The sequence below is a fragment of the Ramlibacter sp. AN1133 genome (assembly GCF_037890035.1).
Classification (GTDB): domain Bacteria; phylum Pseudomonadota; class Gammaproteobacteria; order Burkholderiales; family Burkholderiaceae_C; genus Ramlibacter.
Genome location: NZ_JBBKTQ010000017.1, coordinates 1 through 12771, shown reverse-complemented (window position 1 = coordinate 12771; position 12771 = coordinate 1). Strand labels below are relative to the sequence as shown.

General features: G+C 69.2%; 13 protein-coding genes. 9 read left to right on the top strand and 4 right to left on the bottom strand.

Features of this window, described 5'->3' with window-relative positions:
- Positions 1 to 255 precede the first annotated feature (255 nt).
- From WG923_RS20695 to WG923_RS20665, 7 genes are read left to right on the top strand one after another with little or no spacing between them, the layout of a single operon-like run.
- A complete protein-coding gene (locus tag WG923_RS20695) occupies positions 256 to 2124 on the top strand; it encodes a PQQ-dependent dehydrogenase, methanol/ethanol family (RefSeq protein ID WP_340352890.1) in 1869 nt (622 codons plus the stop codon).
- Entirely contained in the window at positions 2121 to 2756 is a 636-nt protein-coding gene (locus WG923_RS20690; RefSeq protein WP_340352889.1) for a c-type cytochrome, read from the top strand. Before WG923_RS20695 ends, WG923_RS20690 begins: the two co-directional genes overlap by 4 nt.
- Positions 2753 to 3769: a cytochrome c oxidase subunit II gene (coxB, locus tag WG923_RS20685; protein ID WP_340352888.1), complete on the top strand. Its 1017-nt coding sequence runs from the start codon at positions 2753 to 2755 to the stop codon at positions 3767 to 3769. Before WG923_RS20690 ends, coxB begins: the two co-directional genes overlap by 4 nt.
- A 36-nt stretch (positions 3770 to 3805) precedes the next feature.
- Positions 3806 to 5746, top strand: coding sequence for a cytochrome c oxidase subunit I (gene ctaD, locus WG923_RS20680; protein ID WP_340353006.1), 1941 nt, complete (start codon positions 3806 to 3808; stop codon positions 5744 to 5746).
- On the top strand, positions 5733 to 6353 hold the full coding sequence (locus tag WG923_RS20675) for a cytochrome c oxidase subunit 3 (RefSeq protein ID WP_340352887.1): 621 nt from the start codon (positions 5733 to 5735) through the stop codon (positions 6351 to 6353). The genes ctaD and WG923_RS20675 overlap by 14 nt, the downstream gene beginning before the upstream one ends.
- The gene (locus WG923_RS20670; protein ID WP_340352886.1) at positions 6350 to 6802 is read left to right on the top strand and encodes a hypothetical protein; all 453 of its coding nucleotides are present in this window, start codon (positions 6350 to 6352) and stop codon (positions 6800 to 6802) included. Before WG923_RS20675 ends, WG923_RS20670 begins: the two co-directional genes overlap by 4 nt.
- Positions 6799 to 7173, top strand: coding sequence for a c-type cytochrome (locus tag WG923_RS20665; protein ID WP_340352885.1), 375 nt, complete (start codon positions 6799 to 6801; stop codon positions 7171 to 7173). Before WG923_RS20670 ends, WG923_RS20665 begins: the two co-directional genes overlap by 4 nt.
- A 601-nt stretch (positions 7174 to 7774) precedes the next feature.
- Here WG923_RS20665 and WG923_RS20660 read toward each other — a convergent pair.
- From WG923_RS20660 to WG923_RS20645, 4 genes are all read right to left on the bottom strand, one after another.
- Positions 7775 to 8239, bottom strand: a complete 465-nt coding sequence (locus WG923_RS20660) for a DUF4426 domain-containing protein (protein ID WP_340352884.1) — start codon at positions 8237 to 8239, stop codon at positions 7775 to 7777.
- Positions 8240 to 8293: 54 nt separating this feature from the next.
- The gene (locus tag WG923_RS20655; protein WP_340352883.1) at positions 8294 to 8995 is read right to left on the bottom strand and encodes a lipid-binding SYLF domain-containing protein; all 702 of its coding nucleotides are present in this window, start codon (positions 8993 to 8995) and stop codon (positions 8294 to 8296) included.
- Positions 8996 to 9103: 108 nt separating this feature from the next.
- On the bottom strand, positions 9104 to 10261 hold the full coding sequence (locus tag WG923_RS20650; RefSeq protein ID WP_340352882.1) for a cation:proton antiporter domain-containing protein: 1158 nt from the start codon (positions 10259 to 10261) through the stop codon (positions 9104 to 9106).
- A gap of 472 nt (positions 10262 to 10733) precedes the next feature.
- Positions 10734 to 11075 (bottom strand): hypothetical protein, encoded by a 342-nt coding sequence (locus tag WG923_RS20645; protein ID WP_340352881.1) that lies wholly within the window; start codon positions 11073 to 11075, stop codon positions 10734 to 10736.
- 260 nt (positions 11076 to 11335) lie between these two features.
- Between WG923_RS20645 and WG923_RS20640 the strand changes: the two genes are divergently transcribed.
- Positions 11336 to 11920 (top strand): hypothetical protein, encoded by a 585-nt coding sequence (locus WG923_RS20640; protein ID WP_340352880.1) that lies wholly within the window; start codon positions 11336 to 11338, stop codon positions 11918 to 11920.
- A 238-nt stretch (positions 11921 to 12158) separates the two neighbouring features.
- Entirely contained in the window at positions 12159 to 12728 is a 570-nt protein-coding gene (locus WG923_RS20635; protein ID WP_340352879.1) for a MarR family winged helix-turn-helix transcriptional regulator, read from the top strand.
- Positions 12729 to 12771: the final 43 nt, after the last annotated feature.

Sequence of the window (12771 nt, the reverse complement as noted above, 5' to 3'; positions counted from 1 at the left end):
CTTTCGTCGCTTTGCAGGAGTGGCGCGCGCGGCTCATCCTCGTCAAGCTCCTGCACGCGATGGCTTGCGCGTTCGGCTCATGGCCATGGCGCGCTCGCCGTCCGGCAGGGCGCAACGGCCGAAAGCGTCCGCCAGCTCGTCCTGTCTAACAATGAGCCGCTTCATGATAAATATATTGGTCCGAAGGTACTTCGGTGCGGCAAGAATGCCGGGGAGCGGGCCGGTACATACATCCCAACAATACAGGAGCCCACAATGTTGCTGCATGCATTCGCTGCATTCGCGCGCGCGTGCCTTTCGCTGCCCGGCCTGGCACCGGGCAGGAGACTGGCGGGCATCGCCCTGGCGGGCACGGCCTGTGCGGTTTGCGGCGCGGCCACGACCGCCAGCTTCGCGCCCGACACCCCCCCGGGCGAATGGCACATGCAGTCGCGTGACTATGCGAACACCCGCTACAGCGTGCTGACGCAGGTCAACGCGTCGAATGTCGCGAAGCTGCGGCCCGCGTGGACCTTCTCCGATGGCACGCAGAACGGGCACGAGGCCGCGCCGCTGGTGGCGAACAACACCATGTACCTGGTGACGCCGTTCCCCAATATCGCCTACGCACTGGATCTCACCAAGCCCGGTGCCCCCATCAAATGGTCGTTCGCGCCGGATCCGTCACCGGTGTCCATCGGCAAGGCTTGCTGCGACACGGTCAATCGCGGCGGCGTGCTGGTCGACGGCAAGCTGATCTACAACCTGCTGGACAACCACACCATCGCCGTCGACGCCGCCACCGGCAAGGAGTTGTGGCGCACCAGGATGGGCGACGTCACGCGTGGCGAGACGATGACGATGGCGCCCTTTGCCGTCGGCAAGCGCGTCTACGTGGGCAACAGCGGCGGCGAGCTCGGCGTGTGGGGCTGGATCGCGGCGCTCGACGTCGTCACCGGCAAGGAGCTGTGGCGGGCCTACAGCACGGGCACGGACGAGGAGGTGCGCATCGGCGCCGGATTCCGGCCCTTCTACGACTGGATGAAGGGCAAGGACCTCGGCGTGAGCACCTGGCCGCCGGGAATGGCCCGGCGCGGTGCGGGCGCCGTCTGGGCGTGGATCTCGTATGACCCGGAGAGCGACACGATCTATTACGGCACCAGCAATCCGGGCCCGCGCGTGCCGACGCAGCGCCCGGGCTACAACCTGTGGACCAGTGCCGTCTTCGCCCGCGATGCCGCCACCGGGATGGCGCGGTGGGCCTACCAGTTCACCCCGCACGACCAGTGGGACTACGACGGCGTGAACGAGAACATGCTGCTGGACCTCGACTTCAAGGGGCAGCGGCGCAAGGTGCTGGTGCACTTCGACCGCAACGCTTTCGCCTACACCATGGACCGCACCACCGGCGAGGTGCTGGTGGCCTCCCCCTTCGCGTACCAGAACTGGTCGAAGGGCATCGACCTGAAGACGGGCATGCCCATGGTCGACCCGGCGATGGAGCCCAAGCCCAACGTGAAACTGCCCAAGGTCTGCCCGCCGGACATCGGGGGCAAGGACTGGCAGCCCTCGGCGTTCTCACCCAGGACGGGGCTGGTGTACGCGGGGATCTTCAACATCTGCATGGACCTGACGGACCACCCGCAGTCGTACATCCCGGGCACGCCCTACGACGGCATGGAGATGAAGCGCTACGCCGGGCCGGGGGACAACTGGGGCGAGTTCATGGCCTGGGACCCGGTCGCCGGCAAGAAGGCGTGGTCCGTCCGCGAGAAGTTCATGACGATGAGCGGCGCGCTGGCGACCGCGGGCGACGTGGTGTTCTACGGCACGGCCGACGGCTGGTTCCGGGCCGTCGACGCACGCTCCGGCACGGTGCTCTGGTCGTACAAGCTCGGCTCCGGCGTGGTCGGCCAGCCCATGACCTACCTCGGGCCGGATGGCCGGCAGTACATCGCGATCTATTCCGGCGTCGGAGGCGCCGCGATGGTGAGTTCGAGCATGCCGGGATTTCCGCCGCGCGGCAGCACGCTCTACGTGTTCTCCCTCGGCGGCGATTCACCTCACGGCAGCGCCGGCATGCTGACCACCGAAGGCGGCGGGCCGGCCTCGCGCCCGGACCACGGCATGGGAGGCAAGCAGTGACCTGCCCCGGCGGGCAGCGTGCGGTGGCCGTGGCGCTCTGCGCCTGCGGCTGGCTGGCCGGCTGCCAGCGCATGGAAGGGGGGAGCACCACCAGCGCGCCGGCGCAGGCGCGACCGGCGATGCAGCAGATCCTGGCGCTGCCGCTCGGCGACGTCGCCGGGGGCCAGGAGACGCCGCCGGGCGCGCTGCAGCGCAATCCCTACGGCGGCAACCCGCAGGCCGTCAGCCAGGGGGAACAACTGTTCCTGCACATGAACTGCGCGGGTTGCCACGGCTACGGCGCGAAAGGCGGCATGGGCCCCAACCTCACCGACCACTACTGGCGCTACGGCGGCACGCCGGTGCTGGTGTTCAAGTCGATCTACGAGGGGCGGCCGCAAGGCATGCCGGCCTGGAATCCGGCGCTGCCGCCGGACGACATCTGGAAGCTGGTCGCCTACATCCAGTCGCTCGGCGGCACCTTCCCGGCCGAGGACTACCAGGCCTGGTTGCAGGGCGACCGCGCCGGCATCAACTTCCCGCCGGAGGTGGCGCGCACCGTGCAGCAGGGTGCCAGTGCACCTGCGCCGGGAGCCGAGACGGCCACCACCAGCCCTGCCGAAGCCCGGCCGGACGCCGGCGGCAAGCCATGAAGGCGCGACGCGCGGCGTGGGCGTTCGCCGCCGGCGCCTTTGTGTCCCGCGTCGCAGGTGCGGGGGCACCCCTGTCGTATGTCCACACCTTCGGGGACTCGGCGGATCCGGTCACCACGCTGGGCTGGGGCCTGGCGATCATCTCGGTGATCGTGTTCGCGGCCGTGTTCCTCCTGCTCGCCGGGGGCGTGCTGCGGCGCCGTCCACCGGCCGCGCCAGGGGCCCTGGCGGTGCGCACCGATGCCGGCGGCCTGCCGTGGATCTACATCGGCGTCGGCATCACGGTGGTCGTGCTGGCGGGCTGCGCCGTGTGGACCATGCTGACGCTGCGCGCCACCGCCATGCCGGCCGGCGCCGGGCAGCTCACCCTGCGCGTCTCCGGGGCGCAGTGGTGGTGGCGCGTGCACTACCGCGACGACGCGGCGGCGCGCGGCTTCGAGACCGCCAACGAGATCCACATCCCCGTCGGGCGGCCGGTAAGGGTGGAGCTGGCCAGCGAGGACGTGATCCATTCGTTCTGGATCCCGCAACTGGCGGGCAAGATCGACATGATCCCGGGCCAGACCAACGTGTTGTGGCTGCATGCAGCCCGGCGCGGGACCTATCGCGGCCAGTGCGGCGAATTTTGCGGCGCACAGCACGCGCACATGGCCATGCAGGTCGTCGCCGACGAGCCCGCCGACTTCGCACGCTGGCGCGACAACCAGCTGCGCGCCGCGCCGGCGCCGGCGCCCGCCACTGCGCAGGCCGGGGGCGCACGCGAGTTCGTGGCCCATTGCGGGGCCTGCCACACCGTGCGCGGCACCCCGGCCGGCGGCATCGTGGGCCCGGACCTCACCCACCTGATGTCGCGCAACACCATCGCCGCCGGCGCCTTGTCCAACACCACCGGCAACCTCGCCGCGTGGATCGCCGACCCCGGTGCCATCAAGCCCGGCACGCGCATGCCCGCCCAGACCGTCAGCCCCGCCGAACTGCAGGCCATCGTGGGCTTCCTGCAGACGCTGCACTGAGGAGAACGCCGCTTGAACAGCCCCGTGCAAGCTTCCATGCGCCAGCCCGCGACGGCGCGGCCCGCCGACGACCCGCGCATCGCCGAACGGCTGCAGGCACTGTGGGAGACGCGCCCCGGCGTGACCGGCTGGTTGTCCTCGGTCGACCACAAGGAGATCGGGCTGCGCTACCTGGTCACGTCGTTCCTGTTCCTGCTGGTCGGCGGGCTGGAGGCGGCGGTGATCCGCGTGCAACTGGGGCACGCCGACAGCACGCTGCTGACCCCGGAACAGTACAACCAGCTGTTCACGATGCACGGCGTGACCATGATCTTCCTGTACGCGCTGCCGGTGCTCTCCGGCTTCAGCAACTACCTGTGGCCCCTCATCCTGGGCTCGCGCGACATGGCCTTTCCCCGCCTGAACGCGCTGTCGTACTGGATCTTCCTGGCCTCCGGGCTGTTCCTGTACGCCAGCTTCCTGCTCGGACGCGCCCCCGATGCGGGCTGGTTCAACTACACCCCGTATTCCGGCAGGAAGTACAACCCCGGCGTCAACATCGACATGTACGCGCTCGGCATGGTGCTGATGGGCGTCTCGACCACGGTGGGATCGATCAACTTCGTCGTGACGCTGTTCCGCACGCGGGCCCCCGGCATGTCGATCAACCGCGTGCCGATCCTGGTGTGGGGCACGCTCACGGCTTCCGTGGGCAACCTGCTGGCGGTGCCGGCAGTCAGCCTGGCCTTCTTCATGCTGTGGCTGGAGCGGCAGTTCGGGATGCACTTCTTCGACGCCACGGCAGGCGGACAGCCCCTGCTGTGGCAGCACCTGTTCTGGATGTTCGGCCACCCGTGGGTATACGCGATCGTGCTGCCGGCGATGGGCATCGTTTCGGACGCGCTGCCCACCTTCTGCCGGCGTCCCCTGGTGGGCTACACGCCGGTGGCCCTGTCCACGGTGACCACCATGGTGCTGGGATTCGGTGTCTGGGTGCACCACATGTTCGCCACCGGGCTGCCGCCGGTCTCGCTGTCCTTCTTCAGCGCCGCCAGCTTCGCCATCGTGGTGCCGAGCGCCGTCGCCGTGTTTGCCTGGCTGGCGACGATCTGGACCGGCCGGCCGGTGTTCAGGACGCCCTTCCTGTTCTTCGCCGGCTTCGTGCTGCTGTTCGTGGTCGGCGGGCTGTCCGGTTTCATGACCGCGTCGGTGCCGGTGGACCGGCAGCTGACCGACACCTACTTCGTGGTGGGGCACCTGCACTACGTGATCATCGGCATCAACGTGTTCGCGGTGGTCGGCGGCACCTACTACTGGTTCCCCAAGATGACCGGCCGCATGATGAACGAGCGGCTGGGGCGCTGGAACTTCTGGGTGATGTTCATCGGCTTCAACGTCGGCTTCTTCCCCATGCACATCGCCGGCCTGCTGGGGATGCCCCGGCGCATCTACACCTATCCCGCGGGCATGGGCTGGGACGCGGTGAACGCGGTGATCTCCTGGGGCGCCTACCTGTTCGCCTTCGGCGTGCTGCTGTTCCTGGTGAACATCTTGCGCAGCCTGCGCAGCGGCGAGCCGGCAGGGCCCAATCCGTGGGACGCGGCCACGCTGGAGTGGGCCACGTCCTCGCCGCCGCCGCCCTACAACTTCGCGGTGATCCCCACGGTAGGCAGCCGCAGTCCGCTGTGGGAGGACCGGCTCGAGGGCGTCCGCACGCGCTCGCAGGTCGACCAGGGGCTGTTGCTCGATCACGGCCGCGAGACGATCGGCACGACGGTGCTCGACGCCGAGCCCGACGTCATCTTGCGCATGCCGGGCGATTCGCCGGCGCCCCTGCTGCTGACACTGGCGCTGGCCGGCGCCTTCACCGCCGCCCTGCTGCATCGCTGGATCGCGCTGGGTGCCTGCGCCGCGCTGGCGCTGCTGGTCATCGTGGCCTGGCTGTGGCCCGAGACCGAACTCGGTCAGACCGCGGAGTTCGCCCATGACGGAAGCTGAAAGCCAGGTGCTCGACCTGCGCCGGCCCTTGGTGGTGGGCAGCCGCGGGCGCCTGTCCTCCGGCTGGTGGGGCATGTGGAGCATCCTCGCCACCGAGGCGGCCTTGTTCGGGTACCTGCTTTTCAGCTACTTCTACGTGGCGGCGCAGGCCCATGCGCCGTGGCCGCCGGGCGGTCCGCCGAAGCTGGGCATCGCGTTGCCCGACACCGCGATCCTGCTGGCGGCCAGCGCCACCATGTGGTGGGGCGAGCGCGGCATCCGCCGGGGCCGCGCCGGGCCGCTGCGCATCGGGCTGGCTGCAACGATCGTGCTGGGGGTGGTGTTCCTGGGGCTGCAGCTGATCGAGTGGCGCAACAAGTCGTTCACGCCTTCGACCGATGCCTACGGCTCGCTCTACTTCACCGTCACCGGCTTCCACATGGCGCACGTGCTCGCCGGGCTGGTCATGTTGCTGTTCCTGCTCGTCTGGGCCTTCTTCGGCTACTTCGATGAACGCCGGCATTCCGCCGTTTCCATCGGTGCGATCTACTGGCACTTCGTGACGGCCGTGTGGGTGGCGGTGTTCGCCACCATCTACCTCTCGCCCTACCTGGGAGTGCAAGGATGACCGCGCCACCCGCGAGCGCCGAAGCACCCGGCCAGGCCGAGCACCCGGCGCCGCATCGGCACGTGGTGTCGCCGTTCCTGGTCTGGGCGTGCCTGCTCGCACCGCCGACCGCGTGGTTCGTGCAACTCGCCGTCGAAGAAGTGATCAGCAGCCGGGCCTGCTTTCCGCAGGACGTCCCGCTCGCCGCGGCACGGCTGGCCGTGACACCGCTGCTGGCCGCGTGCGACGCCACGGCCATGGCGATCGCCGCGGTCGCGGCGCTCGTCGCCTGGCGCAACTGGCGGCAGACCGCGCGCGAAAAGCCCGGGGGCGGCAAGGGACTGATGGAGAGCGGCGACGGCCGCACCCGCTTCATGTCGATGGCGGGCGTGCTCACCAGCGGGCTGATCCTGCTGGCCGCCAGCTATGCGCTGGCGAGCCATCTCGCCCTTTCGGGCTGCGGGACATGAAGCGGGCCGCCTTCGGGTTGTTGCTGGCACTGGCGGGCGTGTCTGCGCTGGCGCAGGCGCGGCACCAGCCGCCGGCCTATGAGGTGCCGGGCGGGGACGCCCGCCGCGGGCGGGAGCTCATGGGGGATTTCGGTTGCGGCAACTGCCACGCGATTCCGGGCATCCGCGGCGCCCGCGGCAACGTCGGCCCGCCGCTCACGCGCATCGGGGACCGGGTGTTCGTCGCCGGCGTGCTGCGCAACACTCCCGAGAACCTGATGCGATGGCTGCAGCACCCCCAGCAGGTGGTACCCGGCAACGGCATGCCCGAGATGGGCATCACCGAACCCCAGGCGCGCGACATTGCGAGCTACCTGTACACCTTGAGATGAACATCCCCCGCGGCCTGGCAGGAGGACGCCGGCGTCAGCGCGCCGCCGCGGCGACGGGGCCGCCCAGCGCGCGCGCCCGGTTCTGCGATCGCTCTTGCGGCGTGTCGCCCAGACGCCAGCCGGCATCGGGCATGTAGACGTACGCATCGTTCGCATCTGACGGCCTGGGGGTCCAGCCGGGAACCGCGCTCGGGATCGCCCCTCCCATGATCCCGTCCGGTGCGCGTGCCCCCAGTACCGGCGATCTGGTGATCTTTCCGGTCGCGCCGCCGGTCCCGTCGGGTCGCGGGGCCAGAGCTTGCACCTGCGCAGGGGCTGCCCGGTCATGGCCGGCTCCGCTCCGATCGAGCGCGTGTGCGGACTGGGCCGCCCAGCCGATGGCGAGCAATGCAAGCGCAGCTGCGCAACGCATCGACGGCTTCCGGTGCACGTGTGCATGGTCTGACATGGAGCCTCCGTTTGGTTCACAGGCGCGAATGCCCCTGCAGCGATATCCATTCGATACCGGTCCGGCTCCCGCGCCAGCCCCTGCAATCGCGTCCCCAGGTCGGCCCTGTCCTTCGCCGCCTGTGCACACTAGCCACGTTCGTTCCTGCTCGTGTCAGGGGCTCCACATCCGGTCGCGGTACGCGAGCGAAAGCGCCGGGGCGGCGCGGCTGTCGGTGGGTTTGGCGGTGATCCGGAAATCGATCACCTCCCGCGGCAGGAAGTTGTAGCTTCCCACGTAAGAGACGCGGCCTCCCTCGCGCACCTCCCGCATCTCGATCTGCTGGCGCACACCCGACAGCGACCAGGCTTGCGCTTCCACGCGTGCGGGTATGGGATGCAGCAAACCCTCGTCCGTCCGGGCGAGCAGCACGTTGAGGACGCCCACGTCCGGGGCCTGATCGATGCCGTGGCGGCGCGCCGTGGCCTTGTCGATCGTGACGCTGGCGACTGTCGAACTGCGTAGCGTGAGCTTGCCCCGGGTGGCTTCGTGTGGCTGGGCCGTCGCCGTGGTGGCCACTACGGCAAGCCATAGCGCTGCGGACAGCTTCGGACGTGATGCGAATGCGAATGTGGTCATGCCATCTCCCAGGCTGTCGAAGTGATGTCGCGTCAACTTGCGTGCCGGCCGGACTCAGATGGCCAACACGAGCCCCAGCACGTTCGGATGCGGGTTGTCCACCAGTCCGCCGAGAATCTCGTTGGGCGTGACGTGCCGGCCGTAGTAGGCGCGGTTCGCCTCGGCGTCTGCCACGATGTCCGTCACCCCCAGCGCAGCCCCGGCATACAGCCCGTCGGTCCCCGACCAGACGATCACATCCTGCAGCCTGCCTTGCGACACCTGGTGCCGCGCGGAGTACGCCGCGATCGTCAGGCCTGCGGCGGCGTCGAGCGACAGCCTGCGATTGGAGCGGAACTGCTGCACGGCGCGGTCCGTCATCAGCAGGAGCGCCACCGGCCCGCCGGAGACACCCGCCTGCAGTCCGAGGCTGATGCCCGCCAGATCGAAGAACGCCGGATCGCTGTAGGTGCGACCGTGGCGGGTGACGAGCACCCCCTCGCCAGCCTGGATGCCCAGGCCCAGCGCAGCACGCCCGTAGTCCGGCAGCACGAGCACGCCATTGGCGTCGCGCAGCAGTCGGGCGACGCGGGGGTCGCTCTTCATGTCGTGGACGACCTGAACGGCCTGTCGCAGGTCGATGCGGGCGTCGCTCACGCCCGCGGCCGCCAGTCCGCGAGAAGGCGGGGCGGTGGGCGGCGGCGAACCAGCGGCCTGGCCCGCTGCGAGCACCAGGGCGGCGGCGAGCGGTGCGCAAGCGGTGCGGACGAACTTCATGCCACATCCCTCCTTTCGGCCAATGTATTCGTCCAATTGCATTTGCGGCGGCGGATGCGACCGACAGCGCACGTAGGAGGGTCCCGCCGGGGGAGGAATCCGCCGGCCTCAGGCGCTGGTCTTGCCCAGCCAACGGGCGACCGGAACGTCGCTGGAGGAATGCACCACGATCGACACTGCCACCACGACGGCGGCCAGGGCGAACACCGATTCGGCGCCTGCCACACCTGTCCGCAGGACCAGGAAGGCGTATACGACCGAGGCGAAGCCCTTCGGCCCGAACCAGCCGGCGGCCGCACGCTCGCGGCCTCGCAGCCCGCTGCGCCACAGGGCCGCAGCCATGGCCAGGGGGCGTGCAAGCAGCAGCGCTGCGCCCACGAAGACCCAGCCGCCCCAGCTGACGCCGGCGAAGAGCGCAGGGGTGAGCATCGCGCCGAATGCGAGCAGGGTGGCGAACTTGAGGAGTTCGCAGAGGTGCTCGCCGAGCGGGGCGAATTCCTCGGTCAGGGTGCGCGGACCGCAGGAGGCGAGGGTGGCGCCGGCGCAGAAGGCCGCGATGTACTCGTTCGTGTGCGTGAGCTTTGCGACGGCGTAAACGAGGATTCCGACCGCGAGGGTGAACAGGGCCGTATAAGCCCCTTCCAGCCGGCTGCGCGCGGCGGCACGCACCCGATCAGCCGCCCATGGCACAAGGACACCCAGCGCTGCGCCGCCCATCACGTCGAGGACCGGTGCCGCGAACCCGCCATGGGAGCCGTCCAGGATCGCCAGCATGCCGACGACGATGGGCAGCGCCAAGCCGTCATTGACACCGCTCTCCACATTCAGGAGCCTGCGCAGCCCCATGGAGACCTCATCGCGCTTCACCATCGACGCAGCGAACACCGGGTCGGTGGGGGTGAGCACGGCCGCCAGCAGCACCGCCTGTGCCCAGGCCAGCCCTGCAGCCCAATGCGCCAGCAGTGCCAGAGCCAGCAATGAAAGCGGGAACCCGAGCAGCAGGGCGCGACCCGGCAAGCCCCAGTCGCGCCGCAAGCCGGCGCCCGTGATCCGCATGCCGTCGGAGAACAGCACGGCGCTCAGTGCGACGTCCGCGAACACCGTGACAGTGCTGCTTTGCGCGGATACGCGAATCCACCCCAGCTGGCCCGCCACGAAGCCCACCGCCAGGAACAGCACCGAAATGGAAAGCGCAGTGCGCTGCGCACGCGCGGAAAGCAGCGCCGCCACGAGCAGGGTGGCCGCGAAGAGCAGGACGGCCGTCATGGGACCAGGACCGCGGTTCGCGCCGCGCGGCCGGCGCGCACGCCGAGAGAATCAGCCACCCGAGCCCACCGGCGGCAGCATCCGCGCCCCTTCCTGGTCAGGGAGCACCGGTGCGTCGACCGCCGGCGTGCCGGACTGCCGCGCGTTCTCGCGCTGCGGGAGTTCCATGCGGGGATGCGGATCGGCCCATGCAAGCCCGCCTGCTGCGCCATGCGGGAAGAGGGGGCGGCCCAGGTCGGCGGACGCCGTGCGCAGAGCCCCGGCGCCGCAGCCCGCAAGGCAAAGGTAGGGAAGGTCGCGGCGATTCAAGGTCTGCTCCCGGTCACGTGTCGCAGTTGGATCGCATTGGCAGGAATGCGTTCACATGCTACATGGCCGTGAGCTGCTGCGGGCCGAAATCGCGCCTGCCCACGCCTGTGCGGTGCCACCCTGCTGGCGTTTGCGCAGCAGGTGCAGAGCTTGAGCGCCGGCGCTACTGCAGGTGCGGGGCGATGAACAGCTTGCGGCACTGGCGCCGCAGGCGGGCTATGCACCTCTGGTGTGACTGCAACCGGGCGAGAGGTGCATGGCGTGCGCGAGCCTCTCCGGGGCGGCCCAGTTCCGCCAGAAGGCGGTGATGCGAGAGCAGAAGCGCGATGGCATCGACGCACAGCTGCGGAAGGCGCATGCACCGGCTGCAGGCAGCGCGGACTTCGGCATCGGCTCGCGCGAAGTCGCAAGCCTGCGCATCACCGTCCCGGAGGAAAGCCAGGTCCGATTCGTACTGGTCCAGGGCGGCGGCCGCCTCGAACGCGATCGCGTGGGCGCAGTGCATGGAAGGACTCGCGGTCGTTTCCAATATACGGCTGCAGGCCGCGGCCGCGGTTCGCACCACGGGATGACCCTTACGTGCAGCTCCGTGGAAGTCCGGTGGTGCACTGCTGCGTGGGAGCCGTCTGCCATGCGCTATATGGCTTCGTCCGAATGCAAGTGGGCCAGGCAGCACGATGATTCGGGGATGTGGCGAGGGCCACCGCGGGTCGCGATGCCCGCAGTCCCTCCCCGCAGGTCATCAACTTGTGTAGAGGAGCAGTCATGTTCACCAGAATCAAGGTTCTTGCAGCATTGGTCGCGACGCTGGCCTGTGCCAGCCAGGCGCAGGTTCCCGGTGCCAGGCTCACGATGCAGCCGCCGCCTTCGGTCACGATGGCACCGGTGCCTGCCACCACTTCCGCGGCCATGCAGCGTCTGGAGGCAACGGGCCAGGAACTTCGGGAGGCGATCCAGTCGCTTGCGGGCAAGGTGCCGGGTCCGGAGCGCGACATCGCGATTGCAAAGGCGCAGGAAGCGCTCTTGAAGACCCAGCAGGCGATGGTCGATCTTCCGCCCGAGTACCGGTCCACCGCCGCGACTCGCATGCATGGAAGCGGATACGACCAGTCCGTCCGCGCACTGATGGCGGCGGCCGATTCCCTGCGGCAGTCCGTCCACGCCATGGCGAGGGAGCCGGCGGGTGAGCGGCGCAACCAGGCGATCCGGGATGCGAATCGGGCGTTGCTGGCCACGCAGGTGGCCATGGCCAATGCCTACGATGCAACCGCGTTCGCGCCGCAGACGGCGACCATGGGGGCAGCTCCCCTGCAATGCGTCTGGCTGGGGACCATGTGGGGCTGCTCCTGAGGGTGCGCTGACACCGTGCCCGGGCGTGGCACATGCATGATGGGAGAACAGTGGCCAGTCGGTCTTCCTGCTCGGCCGCGGGAAACGCATTCGTCCCAAAGCAAGGGGATGTCCCGGACTGGGCGTGGCATGGCGGGGTGCGTTGCCGACGCGATCGCGCAACAAGTGTGTCTGATGCGATCACTTGCACCGGCACCGATGAATATGATGTGGTGCAGCCTGCTGATGCCCCTCCCACATGTCGACGAGATCCACCAAACCTGTCTCCGCATCCGTCGCGAAGCGGACCACCAAGGGCGCCAAGGCGTCCAGGAAGGCAAGTCCATCGAGTGAGCCGGACAGCAAACACCCTGAGAAGGCGGCGCGGGTGCTGCGGAGATTCCGGGTGATCTTCAACGCAGTGAAGAACCATTTCCGGTCGGTGGAGCGCAAGGCGGGCGTCACGGGGGCGCAGCTCTGGGCCCTGAGCGTCATCAATTCCAAGCCGGGGGCCGGCGTCAATGAGCTGGCCGCTGCGATGGACATCCACCAGTCCACCGCAAGCAATCTGGTGCGCGCGCTGGTTGAGTCCAAGACGGTGGTGACGGCACGCGAGGCCGACGACCGCCGCTTCGTGCAGCTGTACCTCACGGCCAAGGGCCAGAAGGCACTGGCCAAGGCTCCGGGTCCGTTCGCCGGCGTCTTGCCCGATGCACTCATGCATCTGGATCCCCAAACCCTGTCGCGCCTGGAACGCGACCTGGAAGCCGTGGCCCAGCAGATTCGTCCTGCGGCTCACGGACGCAACCTGCCGCTGGGAGACAGCTAGTGTCCTGTCCCGCAAATATCTAGGCTCTCGTTCGGTGCAGGCG

What these genes read in the sequence shown, in the direction of transcription:
- WG923_RS20675 (WP_340352887.1), top strand. Translation starts at nt 5,733, where the DNA reads ATGACGGAAGCTGAAAGCCAGGTGCTCGACCTGCGCCGGCCCTTGGTG.
- WG923_RS20645 (WP_340352881.1), bottom strand. Translation starts at nt 11,075, where the DNA reads ATGCACTGCGCCCACGCGATCGCGTTCGAGGCGGCCGCCGCCCTGGAC.
- WG923_RS20695 (WP_340352890.1), top strand. Translation starts at nt 256, where the DNA reads ATGTTGCTGCATGCATTCGCTGCATTCGCGCGCGCGTGCCTTTCGCTG.
- ctaD (WP_340353006.1), top strand. Translation starts at nt 3,806, where the DNA reads ATGCGCCAGCCCGCGACGGCGCGGCCCGCCGACGACCCGCGCATCGCC.
- WG923_RS20665 (WP_340352885.1), top strand. Translation starts at nt 6,799, where the DNA reads ATGAAGCGGGCCGCCTTCGGGTTGTTGCTGGCACTGGCGGGCGTGTCT.
- WG923_RS20660 (WP_340352884.1), bottom strand. Translation starts at nt 8,239, where the DNA reads ATGACCACATTCGCATTCGCATCACGTCCGAAGCTGTCCGCAGCGCTA.
- WG923_RS20650 (WP_340352882.1), bottom strand. Translation starts at nt 10,261, where the DNA reads ATGACGGCCGTCCTGCTCTTCGCGGCCACCCTGCTCGTGGCGGCGCTG.
- coxB (WP_340352888.1), top strand. Translation starts at nt 2,753, where the DNA reads ATGAAGGCGCGACGCGCGGCGTGGGCGTTCGCCGCCGGCGCCTTTGTG.
- WG923_RS20640 (WP_340352880.1), top strand. Translation starts at nt 11,336, where the DNA reads ATGTTCACCAGAATCAAGGTTCTTGCAGCATTGGTCGCGACGCTGGCC.
- WG923_RS20655 (WP_340352883.1), bottom strand. Translation starts at nt 8,995, where the DNA reads ATGAAGTTCGTCCGCACCGCTTGCGCACCGCTCGCCGCCGCCCTGGTG.
- WG923_RS20670 (WP_340352886.1), top strand. Translation starts at nt 6,350, where the DNA reads ATGACCGCGCCACCCGCGAGCGCCGAAGCACCCGGCCAGGCCGAGCAC.
- WG923_RS20635 (WP_340352879.1), top strand. Translation starts at nt 12,159, where the DNA reads ATGTCGACGAGATCCACCAAACCTGTCTCCGCATCCGTCGCGAAGCGG.